A 16,399-nucleotide genomic window follows, 5' to 3' on the forward strand; every position below is an offset into this window, starting at 1 on the left:
GCCTTCCGCACCAATCCATAATTCGTAATTTTTAATTCGTAATTCTTTTCTAGTATGCTCTTGCGAACAACACCCTTTCTTTAGACGGCTTACCTGTCAGAATACAAGTACCGGCTTCCTGCGGATTATCGAGCGGGATGCAGCGTATAGTAGCTTTTGTACGGTCTTTTATTTTTTCTTCTGTTTCGGCAGTCCCATCCCAGTGTGCAGCAATAAAGCCGCCTTTTTCATCCAGTACTTTTTCAAATTCTTCAAAAGTGTCTACACGGGTAATGTGACTGTCGCGGTAAGCTTTCGCCTTGTTAAAGAGGTTGAGCTGTATTTCTTCCAGCAGTTCCTGAATGCGGGTGGGTAAACCATCCAGTGACAGGCTCATTTTTTCTTTGGTATCGCGGCGGGTAACTTCTGCCACGTTGTTTTCGAGATCTCTCGCGCCAATGGCTATACGAACAGGTACGCCTTTCATTTCGTATTCTGCAAATTTCCAGCCTGGGCGGTTGTTGTCGGAATCATCATATTTCACGCTGATGCCGGCGCTTCTCAATTCTTTTACGATGACGTTTACTTTTTCATCGAGACCAGCTTTCTGATCGGGGCCTTTATAGATAGGCACGATCACGACCTGTATAGGTGCAATTTTAGGTGGCATTACCAGTCCTTCGTCATCGCTGTGAACCATGATCAGTGCACCGATAAGGCGGGTAGAAACGCCCCATGAGGTAGCCCATACATAGTCCAGTTTATTTTCCTTATTGGAGAATTGTACATCAAATGCTTTCGCAAAATTCTGACCGAGGAAGTGAGAGGTTCCTGCCTGTAAGGCTTTACCATCCTGCATCATTGCTTCCACGCAATAGGTTTCTACTGCGCCGGCGAATCTTTCGCTGGCGGATTTGATGCCGCGTACCACAGGAACAGCCATGAAGTTTTCGGCGAAGTCAGCATAGATGTTCAGCATCTGTTCTGTTTCTGCGATGGCTTCAGCAGCAGTAGCGTGTGCGGTATGTCCTTCCTGCCAGAGGAATTCGGTGGTGCGGAGAAACAGGCGGGTACGCATTTCCCAACGCACTACGTTTGCCCACTGGTTGATCAGAAGCGGTAAGTCGCGGTACGACTGTATCCAGTCTTTATATGTATTCCAGATAATTGTTTCGGAAGTAGGGCGAACGATGAGTTCCTCAGCTAATTTAGCTTCCGGGTCAACGATCACGCCGCCGCCATCGGGATCATTTTTCAGGCGATAGTGGGTTACTACGGCGCATTCTTTGGCGAATCCTTCAATGTGGGCAGCTTCTTTGCTCAGAAAGCTTTTAGGGATGAACAGCGGGAAGTACGCATTCTGGTGGCCGGTTTCTTTGAATTTGCGATCCAATACATCGCGCATGGCTTCCCACAATGCAAATCCGTATGGTTTTATCACCATACATCCTTTTACTGCGGAATAATCTGCCAGGCCGCCTTTCAATACCAGGTCATTATACCATTTTGAATAGTCTTCCGAACGGGCTGTAATCTCTTTACTCATAAAAATTATACCTTATTTATATATCGTTAGTTTTAAGTTTCTTTCGTTTCAATTTGTCGTGTCAAAATTAAATACCCCATCCGGCTGCTGAAGGCTGAATTGGCTTAGTTTTTGTCACTATATGTAAGAAGAAAATGTCACAAACATAGATGAAAAACATAACTGTGCAAACAGTTATCATAAAATAATATAACCTCGACTATGTTATTGTAACTTTCTTCCCGTTAAATCCGTTAAAAAGGAGTAAATTTACTATACGAATCACGCTTAAAACATATTTCAAATGAAGCCTATATTATACATTGGACTGGCCGCATCGCTCGCACTGGGAGCGTGTTCCAGTACCTATAAAACGGCTCAGACTCCGGATGATGTATATTATTCTCCGCGTCAGCAGCAGCGTACCTATGCCTCCAACAATGGTTCGAACGGTAATAGCAAGCAGGATGAAAACGATGCAAACTATGTGGAAGGAGATCAAACGGACGGTGGCAACTATGTGACTTACCAGGATGAAGATCAGGGAGATTATCAACGTCGTCTGAACAGATTTGGCAATGGTGGCAGCAACTATTCCGGTGATTACTGGGATGGATATAATGCAGCATCCAGTCTGTATATGAATAGCTATGGCATGGGATACGGTGGATTTGGCATGGGTTACAGCCCATACAGCAGTTTCTATGGTCCTTCCCTGAGCCTTGGTATCGGTTGGGGCATGGGTGGTTTCTATAGCCCATGGAACTCCGGTTTCTACGGTGGTGGATGGGGATATCCCTACATAGGCAGCTACTGGCCTTCCTACTACTATCCATACTATGGTGGTGGCTATTATGGCGGTGGCGGATACTATGGACATGGCGGTTACTATGGTGGCGGTCATTACATCAGCCGTCCTTCCAACTCCTATGGTGCTGTAAGAGGCAATGGAGAAAGAGTACCAAGAGCCAATTATACCAACAGCGGCGGTGGCGCCAGCGGTGGTGGTGGATATAGCCGTCCTAACAGGACCGGTACTTTCCAGCCGGCAAATGGTGGTAATGGTGGTACCGTAAACCCAGGCAGCGGATCCGGAGACAGACCACGCCGGGTATTCCAGCAGTCCAGCTCTGAAAGACCAGTGACCAGACCTACCTATCAAGACAACAGCAACAGCGGAAGTAATAACGGTGGTTATTCCCGTCCGCAACGTGTAGAATACAGCAGACCAGCTCCTTCTCCTGCACCTAGCTATACCCCCAGCCCCAGTTCTGGTGGTGGTCGCAGCAGCGGTGGAAGTGGTGGCGGTGGCGGCGGATACAGTCGTCCTTCCAGAGGTGGCCGTTAATAAAAACATTGACAAGATAAGCGTAGCCTAAAAACCTACGCTTATTTTTTATCTTCATACAAGGTTTTGCCCACATAACCGTTATACAACATATTGCAGAACACGTTAGCATCACTAGAATAGCCTGCAAGCAAATCTCATTTTTAAGTATACAGATCATGATTAAAAGACTTTATCCTCTTTTAGGCGGCTTGTTTATATCTGTAACAGCCATGGCCCAAAGTTCCAACGACGCTCTACTTTACTCCCCCATGCAACCTCATGGTACTGCAAGAACCCAGGCACTGGGTGGTACAGGTGTGGGCCTTGGAGGAGATTATTCATCGGCACATATTAACCCGGCAGGTATTGCCATCTTTAAAACCGGTGAGTTTCACATCTCAGGTGGTGTAGGCATCTCTCAATTCACGTCCAATTACCTTGGTAATAATCAGCTTGATAATAAAGGCTCCCGCTCTAATTTCCAGATGCCTTCTATTGGTGTAGTGATGGCGACTAATAAAAACGATGGAGCCAGCACCTGGAATAACATCACCTTTTCATTGGGAATGGAGCGCCTCGCCAATTATAACAACGAAATCAYCATCGCAGGACGCAATAATAAATCCTCGCTGAGCGATGTATGGGTGGATGACTTTTTTGATGCCGGCGGCTCTACCCTCGCACTGGGTAGTGACCTGGCCAATGTTACCGGACTGTTTGCTGATTATCAGCCAACCACCGGTAATAAGGAACTGATGACACTTGCTTCTCCATCCAGACAAATAGGTAACCTTGCCGGCATACAACAGAGAGGCACGCTGAAAACAGAAGGTGGACTGAATGAATATACTTTTGCGGTGGGTGGTAACTATGGTAATCGTCTTTATATCGGTGGTAGTCTTAACCTGCCCAGCATTAACTATAAAGAAACGCTCAACTGGTCAGAAGATGATGCTACCGGCATTACCAACAACAATTTTAAATACATGGATTACAACAAATACCTGAAACGCACCGGTCTCGGATTTGGCGCTAAACTGGGTATTCTGTACAAAATATCTGATCACTTCAGATTAGGTGGTACTTTCGTTACACCTACCTGGTATTCTATTCATGATAGCTACACCTCAGAACTTTTCTCAGATGTAGAAAATGATAAAGGCGAACAACCGGCATACTCTCTGGATCAAACGAAAGGATATCCGGTAGAATACGATTATAGCTATACTGCACCTTTGCGTGCTGCTGCCGGCGCCTCCTACTTCTTTGGTGATCTGTCAGCACCTAAAACCACACAAGGTTTTATTACGGCTGATTACGAATTTGTAAACCAGGCTTCCGGTAAGTTTAAAATGAGCGATGACAGAAAAACACAAAATAGCCTGAATGGTAATATCAGCTCCATTTATAAGTCTACTTCCAATATTCATGCAGGCGCCGAAGTTAAATTCCAGGCCATGTATGCAGTAAGATTAGGTTTTGCAGCATATGGCAATCCTTACAGCAATGATGGCTATAACGCAGGTGTAGATGCTTCCCGTAAAGTTTATAGCGGTGGTGTTGGTTTCCGTAATAAAGGTTTTTATGCGGATGCTACCTATAGCTATACACAGGGTAACGACAGATACCAGCCTTACACGGTTGTAACCAGCGCAGCAATGACGCCTAAAGCGGCTACACTGGATTATACCAGAAGTAATATTGTACTGACTTTAGGATTCAAATTCTAAACGCTCATCCATATAAAAAAAACGTCCGGATGTAATTACATCCGGACGTTTTTTTTATATGGACTTATCGGATTGCTACTCCATCTTCAAACTCTTTACCGGGTTTTCCAATGCCGCACGTACTGCCTGAAAACTCACTGTTGCCAAGGTGATCAACAGCATTGCAGCACCCACCACTAAAAATACGTCAGCGCCTAAACGAATATGATAAGCGAAGCTACTCAGCCAGCGATCCATGCAATACCAGGCCAGCGGCAACCCTATCAATACGGCGATCAACACTGCGCGCAGGAATTGTCGTGAAAGCATCATTACTACATTAGCAGCGGTAGCACCTAATACTTTACGGATACTGATTTCTTTACGCTTGCTTTCGGCGGTAAAGGCGGCTAGTCCGAACAGTCCAAGGCAGGAGATCAGCACTGCCAGTGCGGTGAAATATTCAGATAGCGCCGCTACCCTTTTCTCTGCCGTGTATTGGGCCTGGTAATCATCATCCAGAAATTTATAGTCGAATGTAAAGCCAGGGTTATAAGTATTATAAAAAGCCGCCAACTGCGCCAGCACAGCCTTCGTTTGACCTGCTTTTATTTTTACCATTACCGTAGTGTTGCGAAAATCCAGCATAAAAAACAATGGTTTAATGTTTTCATGCAGCGACTGAAAATGGAAATTCTTCACCACGCCGGCTATCTCCGTCTTTACACCATTAAACTCAATCACTTTCCCTACAGGATCTGCAATCCCCAGGGCTTTAATAGCGGCTTCATTGAAAATTATTTTTGTATTGTCTGTACCAAAATCGCGGGAAAACGGGCGGCCAGCGGCCATTTCAATGCCCAGTGTTTCGATCATGTCATAGTTTACCATCAAAGGGCGGCACAGGATAGTTTCCACCGTACCTCTCCCCTTCCAGTTATAGCCCATAGAAGGCGCGCCCAGCACATTTCCTACCATGCCGGAGGCATTTACTACGCCGGGTATTCTCTTCACGGCAGCTAAAAAGGCGGGCATGCTTTCCGGTACTTTTCCTTCTGCGTCAAAGTATACCACGTTATCCTTATCGTAACCGGTTTTTTGTGATTGCACATAAGCTATTTGACGGTATACGGTTATCACGGCTACCATAAATATAACCGATAATGTAAACTGAAATATCACCAACCCTTTGCGTGCCAGCAGCTGGCCCGTGGCCTGCTGCATCTTCCCTTTCAGCACAGTTAACGGACTAAAGCCTGAAAGATATAATGCCGGATAGCTGCCTGCCAGCAGGCCTGTGATCAATGTGATAGCCAATATGCCGAGAAGCAATGCAGGACTCATATCCAATGTCAGCGTTTTACCGGTAAGCTGGTTGAAATGCGGTAACAGCACCATTACCATTATCAAAGCAATGATCAGTGACAAAAAGGCGAGCAACATTGACTCACTGAGATATTGCCCGATCAGTGAAATACGATTGGCGCCCACCGCTTTGCGGATGCCCATTTCCTTCATTCTGCCGGCGGCTTTGGCCGTGGAGAGATTTACGAAGTTGATGGCTGCAATCAGGATAATAAAGAGTGCGATCAGAGAAAATAATTTTACGTAACTGATGCGACCACCAACAGCTACTCCATTTTCATAATTACCATACAGGTAGTTATCGCTGTAATGCTGCAGGAACATATTTCGTGGAGTGGTAGCCCCTTTGGTGATGTTGGTCATGAAACTGCTCAACTTCGCATTGAAGGCAGGAATATGGGTGCCTTCTTTCATCACGAGATAGGTCAGGAAGGGCCCCTGTGGATCCATTCCCGTTATTCCCATAATATCTTTAAAGGCATCAAATGGCAATATAAAATCGAATTGTATGGAAGAATTAGCGGGTGTTTCTTTAAAAACGCCGGTGACAATACTGCTTTTTTTGACGAGATCGAACTGCCAGCTAATGGTTTTGCCGACTGCATTGTCTCCATCGCGAAAAAGCTCCTTTGCCAGCCTGGCAGAAATCACGATACCATTTTTATCCTGCAGTACCTGTTGCGGATTTCCAGCGATCAACGGATATGAAAAAACGCGGAGATAGTCTTTCCCTGCAAAGATGCCGGCTGCCTTGCCGTTTTTATCTCCTGCCGACACGGCTACTTTAGGGAACCAGGAAGGTGGTGTACTTACCACCGCGTATTCCACTTCCGGCATCGTTGTGGCAAGGGTTTCTCCCAGTAATGCCGGGGTTTCGGCGGAGGTAGTGATCCCTTTTTCATGTGGTTTGTTTTCCATTACCTGAAAGAGCCGGTAATCATTTTTGTGAAAATGATCAAATGACCATTCGTCATGTACCCATAGATAGATGAGCAACGTACAGGCGAGACCGGTAGATAGACCTATGAGATTCAGGATAGTAAAGCGCCTGTTTTTTATGAGGTGGCGCCAGGCGATTTTCAGGTAATTTTTCAACATAAGCGGAAGTTTGCATGGGCGAAGCTGCTGTAAAAAGATTCCAGCAGCGAACAAAATGCCATGATAGCATCTCTATAAAAATAAATTATTTATATATAGCAGGTTAAATATAAATGTCCGGTTTCAGCACAGCAACTGTCCGTATTTATATTTTGGAGAGAGGGGTACAGCAGTAAATTTTCTGATATTGAAAACATCTCACGGGGCATGCCCTTTACAGCAGCTGTTGCTGTACATAACTGATGATCTCTTCATCATCACGAGGATCGAACCATTGAAAAGCGGGATCTTTCCGGAACCAGGTCAATTGTCTTTTTGCGTATTGGCGGGTATGTGTTTTAATATCATCTATGGCCTGATCCAGAGAGATGTATCCATCCAGGAAGCTGAAAATTTCCTGGTAGCCAACGGTGCGCAATGCGTTGTGTTCGCGGTAACGGATAACGGATCTGACTTCTTCTACCAGGCCGGCATGTACCATATGGTCTACCCGTTGGTGGATGCGTTGATGTAGTATTTCTTTTGGAGGGGTAATTCCTATTTTAATGATATTGAAATCGCGCTGCGAGCGGGTAGCACTGCGAAAAGTGGTGATTGACTGTCCGGTGGCATCCAATACTTCCAGGGCACGGATCAGTCGTTGAGGGTTCTGGGTTTCGGCGGTAGCATAAAATCCGGGGTCGCGTTCCTGTAGCTGTTGTTGTAGCCAGGGCAGGCCGTGAAGGGCAAATTGTTCATTGAGGTGTGTACGGATACCTGGGGCGATAGCGGGCATATCATCGATACCATCCGCAAAAGCCCTGATATAGAGGCCGGTACCTCCGCACATCACGGCGATGTCATTGTTTTTAAATATATCGGCTGTATATCCCAGGGCAAGTTTTTCGTAGACGCCGGCATTTACTTCTTCCTGGATACTGTGTGAGTCAATAAAATAGTGTGGTACCGCCGCCAGTTCTTCCGGGGAAGGCTTTGCGGTACCGATACTGATTTCGCGGTAGCATTGCCTGGAATCCGCAGAGATAACAGCTGTATGGAACAGTTGTGCGAGTTGAACGGACAACGCTGTTTTACCTGACGCTGTAGGCCCTGCGATAATGATGACAGTTTTTTGCATAAACGAGTTGTAGAATTACGAATTTCAAATTACGAATTACGGATTTGTGGCTAGATGGTAAAGCGAAGATCATCCGCTGTTATCTATCCGCAAATCCGTAATTTGAAATTTGAAATTCGTATTTATTTTAAAAGCTATTATCTTCTTCGGTGCCGAATTCTTCAGCGCCATCGCCGCCCAGCGCATCACTTTCTTCTCCTTCTTCTCCAAATCCGTCTGCATCCATACCTTCTTTGTTGAGGTCATATTTTTCCTCCATTTCCACGAGCTTGTCGCCAACGAGGCCTTTGGTGCCATATTGACTGGGTGCGAGACCTTCTTTACGTACGCAGGCAGGATATACTATTTTACTGTTTTCGTCTTTTGACACGCCGATCAGTTCTACCAGGAAAGACCAGTTTTTGGCGAAGTCGTAGAGGTAGATAAATTTCTGATTAGGATCTTTTACAGCAGCAGCTATCACCGTATCGGCCATGAGCAGGGGTTCTGCTTTACGTGGCTGGTTATCGGCTTCCAGGATAATTTCCCGGCCGCGTTGCCAGTTATCGTTGCTACGGAAAAAGGTAGCCTTATGTTTTGAATCAAATTCGAATGCTTGCAAAATTGCTTGGTGAAATACTAAAAACGTCTGATTCGGCTTAATGGCAATGTCTCTGTAGACACTTTCATCTTCTTCCCAGTAAACTCTGAATTTCAAAACCGGCATGACAAAAAGGTTATAAGTTATGTAATGTTTAAACAGGCCGCAGTTAGCGGTAGGTTCTAAATGCTAGTGAATACTTATTATGGTTATGTAAAATTACCAATTTTATTTAACCGGGCTTAGATTCAATGCGCCGGCTTTTTCCAATAAAAAAGCATAAGCTGCATCGTAAGTATTTGGGATTTCGCCATCCAGGATGGCTTCTCTGATGGCGCTTTTCAGGTCACCTACGATCCTGCCGGGTTTCAGCCCAAATGTTTCCATGATCATTTCGCCGGTTACGGGTGGCTGCCAGTTGCGGATCCGGTCGCTCTCCTCTACTTCTTTCAACCGCCTGCGTACCAGTTCAAAATTTTCCAGGTAACGTTTTACCTTGGCTTTGTTTTTTGAGGTAATATCCGCTTCACAAAGCATCATGAGTCCTTCTATATCATCTCCGGCATCGAAGAGTAATCTGCGGATAGCCGAGTCTGTTATGTTCTCTTTAGTGAGACTAATGGGTCGCAGGTGTAGTTCTACCAGTTTCTTTACCAATTTCATTTTATCACTCAATGGTAATTTCATCCGGGTAAAAATACGTTGCACCATTTTACCTCCTACCGCATCGTGGCCATGAAAAGTCCAGCCATGACCCGGTTCAAATTTTTTGGTTGCTGGTTTGCCAATATCGTGTAATAAAGCGGACCAGCGGAGCCACAGATCCCGGGTATTTGCCGAGATATTATCTACTACCTGCAAGGTATGATAAAAATTATCTTTGTGCCCCTTCCCTTCGTTCATCTCTACGCCCACCATATCAATCATTTGGGGAAAAATGATTTTGAGCAGGCCGGCCTTGTATAAAAGATCCAGTCCTACAGAGGGTTTTGGCGAGAGCATAATTTTATTAAACTCATCGGTAATTCTTTCCTGGGAAATGATACGGATGCGTTCTGCATTTTCCTGAATGGCCGCAAAGGCGGAGGCTTCGATGGTGAATTGCAGCTGTGATGCGAAGCGGATAGCGCGCATCATGCGCAGTGGATCATCACTGAAAGTTTGTGCCGGCGCCAGTGGGGTACGGATAATTTTCTTATCAAGATCGGCCAGTCCGTCGAATGGATCGAGCAGGGAGCCATAATCTGCATCTTTCAGGCTGATAGCCATGGCATTGATGGTAAAATCACGGCGGTTCTGGTCGTCCTGCAGGGAACCTGCAGATACTTCCGGATTACGTGATTCCTGGCGGTAGCTTTCTTTGCGCGCGCCCACAAATTCCATTTCCAGCTCATTCCATTTTACCTGAGCAGTACCATAAGTTTTAAAGAAACTAACGGGAATGTTGTTGCCTAAGCTTTCTGCGACTTTATGTGCGAGGGCAATACCATCACCTACACACACAATGTCCATGTCTTTTGTTTTCCTTCCCAACAGTTTATCCCGCACAAAGCCACCGATCAGATAGGCAGGCACCCCCAATTCGTGGGCTGCTAATGCTATCTTTTCCAGCACTTTTCTTTCCTGCAGGGAGCAGGGTATGTCCAACGGCTTGCTGCTGATCATATTAAAATATTCCTGTTAAATTTATTCCTTTCGCTGAAACCAGGGCGCAAATGTAATAAATAAACGTTTTTAATCCCGGATTATCGCTATTGATCCGTCTTTGTTTATCCGGATGATCCTGGATGCGATGCTGTTGGCAGCTTCTTCCTGCCTGTGTTTCACGATATAATCCACACCATTCCGGATATCGTCCGTTACATCGGAGAAGCGGGCGGGAGAAGCTGCTCCGCTGATATTGGCAGAGGTAGACACCAATGGTTTACGCAGCCTTTTTATCAGATGGCGGCAAAAAGGATCTTTTACAATACGGATGGCGATGCTGCCGTCTTCGCTGATGACATTGGGGGCCAGGCCCAGCGCGCCTTCATAAATCACGGTTGTAGGACGGGTGAACCCGGCAATAATATCCGCGATATCAGGCCGGGGATTGGCGATAAAATGCAACAGGTCCTTCACATCTGCCAATAATATTACCAGGCTTTTGCTTTCACTCCGCTTTTTCAGGTCAAAAACTTTCTGCACTGCTGCTTCATTGGTAGCATCGCAGCCAATGCCCCAGATTGTATCTGTTGGATAAAGGATCAGCCCACCATTGCGCAGCACCGGCATCGCCGCACTGATATCATCTTCAAACATTTCGGTATGTTGTTATTTAGTTATTTAGTTGTTTGTATACTTTCATCATGGCCGCTGCGCATTTTTCCGGTGTAAAATGTTGTGCATGCTGCCAGCCCTTTTCCTGCATCTGTTTTACCAGCGAGGGGTTATCCACCACCTGTTTCATCGCATGGGCAATGGTGCGGGGATCCAGGGGATCTACGTACAGGGCTGCATCTCCTGCTGTTTCTGCAAAACAGGAGCCATGGGAGGTAATAACCGGGGTACGGCTCCACAATGCCTCCAGGATAGGAATACCAAAGCCTTCGAAAATGGATGGATAGATCAGTGCCATCGCGCCCTGGTATAGTCCGGGCAGCTCCCTGTTTTCCAGGCGCACATGCTCATTCAGAAAGATCACCTGTTGTGTGAGACCATTGGCCGCCAGGTAATCCTTTACTTTCTTTTTATAACCACTGCCATTGCCCAGCACTACCAATGGCAGGTCCATCGATCCTTTTAGTGTATTCATGGCCGTTACGATGCCCAACAGGTTTTTACGCTCAATCAGCGAGCCTACATACAGAAAATATTGGGAAGGTAGCTGGTATTTAGCGCCTATAGCCGCAATTTCATCATCCGCCCAGGTAACGCCAAAAGCGGGATCACAGCTTTGGTATACCACCGCTATTTTATCGGCAGGCGTCTGGTAATAATTGATCAGGTCCTGCTTTGTTTGCTCGCTGATGGCCACCACCCTATCTGCATACTTACAAGCATAACGGGCCTTGCGGCGATAGGTAAGCACATCTATCCAGTTGTATTGCTCAGGGTATCTTTCAAAAATAAGGTCATGCATGGTCACCACAGAACGGATACCGCTTTTATGGATGCCAAAAGGTAACTCGTGGCTGAGGCCATGGTAAAGATAGATCTGATAACGCAACAGGTCCTTCACCACAAAACGGCTGCGCCAGGCCGATTTAAGCCAGCGATGCAGCTGCTTTCCAGGCAACACTACCTGTAGTTCCGGCATAGCACTCAGGTCGTACATGGGCGTTTGCTTAGGGGCAAACAAGTAGTACTCATCTTCCGGAAAATCCTTTACGAGAGATGATATAAGGGTACGGCTATAGTTCCCTAAACCTGTGTCATTCTGGAACGCGCGCTTGGCATCGAATCCTATTTTCATGGGGTCAAAATTACGAATTACGAATTATGAATTACGGATTTGTAGGGAGAATACCCGTTATTATCTTATACAAATCCGTAATTCGTAATTTCCCATTCGTAATTTCCCATTCTAGGTATTATGTTTGCAAAAAAAACGACAATGGATTTACAACAACAAATACTGGCTGCCTGGGCTGATCGCAGCCTCTTACAGGAGACACAGTACACGGATGCCGTTAAAGCAGTAATAGAGGCAGTAGATAAAGGACATCTGAGAGTTGCAGCACCAACAGAAAACGGCTGGCAGGTGAATGAGTGGGTAAAACAGGCCATCTTACTGTATTTCACCATACAACCTATGGAAACAATGGAAGTACCTCCGTTTGAGTTCTATGATAAAATGAGATTAAAGTCCAACTATAAAGAACTGGGTGTAAGAGTTGTTCCTCATGCGATAGCACGTTATGGCGCTTTTATCGCCAAAGGTTGCATCCTGATGCCATCTTATGTAAACATCGGTGCATTTGTTGACGAAGGCACCATGGTTGATACCTGGGCCACCGTAGGATCCTGCGCACAGATCGGCAAACACGTACACCTGAGTGGTGGTGTGGGTATTGGCGGTGTACTGGAGCCATTACAGGCTAGTCCGGTGATCATTGAAGACGGTGTTTTCGTAGGCTCCCGTTGTATCGTAGTAGAGGGTGTAAGAGTAGAAAAGGAAGCGGTATTAGGTGCTAACGTAGTACTGACACAGTCTACCAAAATCATTGACGTAAGCGGCAGCGAGCCGATTGAATATAAGGGCCGTGTACCTGCCCGCAGCGTGGTAATTCCTGGTACCTATACCAAGAAATTCCCTGCCGGCGAATACCAGGTTTCCTGTGCACTGATTATTGGTCAGCGTAAAGCTTCCACTGATCTGAAAACAAGTTTAAATGATACGCTGCGTGAATTTAATGTAGCAGTATAAATATCACCTTCTTCGTGGATCGCGCAGGGCCATAAAATGCCCTGCGCGATTTTTTTTGGGGTTGCGAAAAAAAATTTGGTGAATTTAAAAAAACGCTTACTTTTGCAATCCCTTAACGGGGACATGCGATGCCCAGATGGCGAAATTGGTAGACGCACTGTGTTCAGGTCGCAGCGTTCGCAAGGATGTGCTGGTTCGAATCCAGTTCTGGGCACAAAAAGGACAAACTTAGGTTTGTCCTTTTTTATTTTGGATAAGAACACCCATCATTATAGTCAGCATTACCTTCTCATTATGTTGATTCCGTCTATGCTATGCTTAGCACCCGCTAAGTGCATATAGAGGTACTGTAGCAGAGGTGGACTTGATACGGGGATGAGGTGGACTTGATGCGGGGGTGAGGTGGACTTGAGGTGGACTTGAGGTGGGGGTGAGCTCCGGATGTCTAACCCCGGTTTTTCAACCTGATCCTAAAAAAACTCTTCTCCCGGCACGATGCAACAGCATTTGCCAGATAAAAAGATAAACTTCCGGCACCAGGTATTTAAACCTGCATAATATAAACTAAAAGCCCGCTCAAATGAGCGGGCTTTTAGTTTATATTATGCTTAACCCAATTATCGGGCATCAACTTCTAGCGGTTGCTTTACTTCTTTTGCTGAGACAGAAAAGTAACGAGCGATGCAAATTCATCGTATGATAATGCGTTAGCAAGACCAGTCGGCATCATAGACGTTTTCATTTCCTTACGGGTCAGGATGTCTGCTGTTTTAACAGTGAATACGGTACCACTGATATCTCTCATAACTACTTTAGCAGCCGTTTCTTCTGTAACAAATCCCATATAAGACTTGTTCCCTTTCGCCGTGATCATCACTGTGGCAAATCCCTGTGAAATAGATGCACTAGGCTTGAGAATGGATTCTGCGATCTGCTCCCGGTTCATGATAGATCCGATTTGTCCCATAAAAGGACCTTTCATGATCTCTCCCTTGTTAATACTGTGGCAGGCCACGCAGCCCTGGTTGGTAAACAACACTTTTCCTCTGACAGGATCTCCTTTTAATTTATTAACGGCCAACAAAACATCTTCGATAGATGATTTACCTACCTGACCTTTTTTACTTTTAATTTTTTCCAGATCTATTTTGGGTTCTTTAGCTGCCACTGCTTCCACTTTTTTCGGTGCTGCGAATGCTGGAATATCCATCCTGTCGCGTGCGTCAAGATCTCTGAAAAACGCTATGCCGGCAGGGCCTTTCTTCAGCGACTCCTGTTTGAGGAATTTTTCGATAGCTGGTGATGCTTCCCAGGTTACGCCTTTGTAATAGGGGCCATGCGAATCCGGTCTGGTACCCCACCACCAGGATGCGTCATAGGTATCCTCTTTTCTATAGAGACGTGCCAACGTGATAATGATCTGCTGTTTTAACTTCGCATCTTTCGACAGCTGGTAAGCATTCATTAAGCCACTCACCGCTTTCTGATCATGCATATAGCGTAAGGCCCACAATGCGAGGGTGGCGTTTTCACTGTTGATTCCCGCTACGGCAGCATCTACTGCATGAAGATTTACAAGGGCCTGAACAGCCAGATGAGGTAGTACAATAGCTGAATTGGGCGTAGCGTGTGGTCCTTCCACATCTTTAACTGGTGCAACAAATGATGCAGGAACTTTTGTTTCCAACAAAGCACTGGCTGTTTCAATATGGCCTAAGCGTCCCAGTCCGATTATGGCAGCAGCCTGCACGCGCGGAGACGGATCTTTAAGTCCTTCCAGGAAAGGTTCCGTAGCAACATCTTTAATGATCCCTTTTCGGTCTGCCAAAGCCCGCAATGCATGTTCCCTCATGGAAGCATCTTTAGTTAATGCTGTTAAAGCCGGGATGCCAGCTGCACCGGCCGCCTGTGCATAAGTATAGATGCCGGCTACGCGGGCATATAATGGCAATTGCGTATCCGAAGCGATCTCCAATGCAGCAGCAGTGGCTTGTTTATCCCCACGTGCAATTAATTCCTGAGAGGCGTTCAAACGGGCTACCGCACTGGCCGATTTAAGCAATCGTGCTAATTCCTCAATCGGGGCTTTGGCCACGTCAGGAAATGGCTGGTAAGTCCAGTTGTTCGGTACTGCCCGAATCACATAGCCTTTATCCGGACTGCCGGAATAGCCTGCGCCATCCCATGCTGAAAGGTAAAGTCTGCCGGATCCGTCAACATCCAGATCGGTGATCTGAGGAAGACCTATAAACTCTTCTTCTTTTTGGGTGAATGTAGCGCCATCAGGTGTTACCCTGTGAATGTAAAGCATGCTGCGTCCCCAATCCGCCATCATTGGAACATTATTGAATTTCTCGGGCCAATTGGGTTCCGCCATATATAAGGCGCCTGTGCCCGAGCCACCGCCCAGGTCCGCCAGGGCAGGCATTATTTCATCTGTAAAATGCTGAAACAATACCGGGTATCCATATTCCCCGGATTGGATATGGTGGGAAAACCGTACGTTCCATCCACCACCGTCATTCGTATTTTCTCTCGTAAAAATATTCATATATGGATCAATAGCCACATCATATACATTGCGTGTACCGTGGGTAAATATCTCCATTTCCGTACCATCAGGGCGTACCCGGACAATACCACCACCCAGCATGGTCAGTTTCTTACCGGAACGATCTGTTGCGTTATGAAACCCAAAATCACCTACCGCTATATAGATCCAGCCATCAATACCCATTCTGATACCATTGGTAGCATGATCTGTTCCACGCTCCTGTATGTATTTGGTATTGCTAAGATTTTCGACAAGTGGTTGGGGAGGTCCGTCTGCCTTACCATCTCCGTCCTTGTCTTCAAAAACAACCAGGGCCATTCCGCTAGCTTTGCCAGTTTCACTGGAAAAGGTGGTGTGCAATACAAAAACCCGGTTGCCCTGCACAATGATGCCACGTGGGTTATCCACTGTTGCAAATTCAATGTGCTGGTCCATTTTACCATCGTTATCCTTATCAATCAACTTAAGAATCCGGCCTTTACCCGGATCTTTCCCCAATGAGCCGATCATATCCACGCCTACAAATACTTCGCCGGTAGGCGCAACTGCAAGGCAGGCGGGGCTGGGCGTTACATCAGGACCGGCAAACCTGGTAATCGTTAATTCAGGTGGATTGGGAGAACTGGTTAAAGTGTCTCCAACGAATTGTTTTGCGCCAATAAATACTGCAAGAGAATAAATCAGGCCAATTGAAAATTTCATCATTTTTGTTCGCTGTATTAATATGTAGGATT

The 16,399-nt window shown here is 46.0% G+C and carries 11 protein-coding genes and 1 tRNA gene; 4 read left to right on the plus strand and 8 right to left on the minus strand.

Annotation, left to right across the window (positions count from 1 at the left end; all coding sequences use genetic code 11):
• Positions 1 to 49: 49 nt before the first annotated feature.
• A complete protein-coding gene (proS, locus tag AB4Z08_RS14480; protein WP_441574463.1) occupies positions 50 to 1,525 on the minus strand; it encodes a proline--tRNA ligase in 1,476 nt (491 codons plus the stop codon).
• Between the two features lie 283 nt (positions 1,526 to 1,808).
• On the opposite strand from proS, the gene AB4Z08_RS14485 reads away from it, so the two are divergent.
• Both AB4Z08_RS14485 and AB4Z08_RS14490 read left to right on the plus strand, forming a co-directional pair.
• On the plus strand, positions 1,809 to 2,852 hold the full coding sequence (locus AB4Z08_RS14485) for a hypothetical protein (protein ID WP_441574464.1): 1,044 nt from the start codon (positions 1,809 to 1,811) through the stop codon (positions 2,850 to 2,852).
• 158 nt (positions 2,853 to 3,010) lie between these two features.
• Entirely contained in the window at positions 3,011 to 4,564 is a 1,554-nt protein-coding gene (locus tag AB4Z08_RS14490; protein WP_441574465.1) for an OmpP1/FadL family transporter, read from the plus strand.
• Positions 4,565 to 4,639: 75 nt separating this feature from the next.
• On the opposite strand, the gene AB4Z08_RS14495 is transcribed toward AB4Z08_RS14490, so the two are convergent.
• The 6 genes from AB4Z08_RS14495 to AB4Z08_RS14520 form a co-directional block, all read right to left on the minus strand.
• Complete coding sequence (locus AB4Z08_RS14495) at positions 4,640 to 7,006, minus strand: ABC transporter permease (protein ID WP_441574466.1); 2,367 nt, start codon at positions 7,004 to 7,006, stop codon at positions 4,640 to 4,642.
• 214 nt (positions 7,007 to 7,220) lie between these two features.
• Entirely contained in the window at positions 7,221 to 8,123 is a 903-nt protein-coding gene (miaA, locus tag AB4Z08_RS14500) for a tRNA (adenosine(37)-N6)-dimethylallyltransferase MiaA (protein ID WP_441574467.1), read from the minus strand.
• Positions 8,124 to 8,250: 127 nt separating this feature from the next.
• On the minus strand, positions 8,251 to 8,829 hold the full coding sequence (locus AB4Z08_RS14505; protein WP_441574468.1) for an IS1096 element passenger TnpR family protein: 579 nt from the start codon (positions 8,827 to 8,829) through the stop codon (positions 8,251 to 8,253).
• 102 nt (positions 8,830 to 8,931) lie between these two features.
• Complete coding sequence (locus AB4Z08_RS14510) at positions 8,932 to 10,368, minus strand: CCA tRNA nucleotidyltransferase (protein ID WP_441574469.1); 1,437 nt, start codon at positions 10,366 to 10,368, stop codon at positions 8,932 to 8,934.
• Positions 10,369 to 10,437: 69 nt separating this feature from the next.
• Complete coding sequence (locus AB4Z08_RS14515) at positions 10,438 to 11,004, minus strand: L-threonylcarbamoyladenylate synthase (protein WP_441574470.1); 567 nt, start codon at positions 11,002 to 11,004, stop codon at positions 10,438 to 10,440.
• A gap of 16 nt (positions 11,005 to 11,020) precedes the next feature.
• Positions 11,021 to 12,157 carry a glycosyltransferase family 4 protein gene (locus tag AB4Z08_RS14520; RefSeq protein WP_441574471.1) on the minus strand — a complete coding sequence of 379 codons (1,137 nt, stop codon included), beginning with the start codon at positions 12,155 to 12,157 and terminating at the stop codon, positions 11,021 to 11,023.
• A gap of 141 nt (positions 12,158 to 12,298) precedes the next feature.
• On the opposite strand from AB4Z08_RS14520, the gene AB4Z08_RS14525 reads away from it, so the two are divergent.
• Complete coding sequence (locus AB4Z08_RS14525; RefSeq protein WP_441574472.1) at positions 12,299 to 13,111, plus strand: 2,3,4,5-tetrahydropyridine-2,6-dicarboxylate N-succinyltransferase; 813 nt, start codon at positions 12,299 to 12,301, stop codon at positions 13,109 to 13,111.
• Positions 13,112 to 13,241: 130 nt separating this feature from the next.
• A tRNA-Leu gene (locus tag AB4Z08_RS14530) sits at positions 13,242 to 13,325 on the plus strand.
• A gap of 432 nt (positions 13,326 to 13,757) precedes the next feature.
• On the opposite strand, the gene AB4Z08_RS14535 is transcribed toward AB4Z08_RS14530, so the two are convergent.
• The gene (locus AB4Z08_RS14535) at positions 13,758 to 16,370 is read right to left on the minus strand and encodes a DUF7133 domain-containing protein (protein ID WP_441574473.1); all 2,613 of its coding nucleotides are present in this window, start codon (positions 16,368 to 16,370) and stop codon (positions 13,758 to 13,760) included.
• Between the last annotated feature and the right edge of the window lie 29 nt (positions 16,371 to 16,399).

This window comes from Chitinophaga sp. RAB17, assembly GCF_052114225.1.
Lineage (GTDB): Bacteria > Bacteroidota > Bacteroidia > Chitinophagales > Chitinophagaceae > Chitinophaga.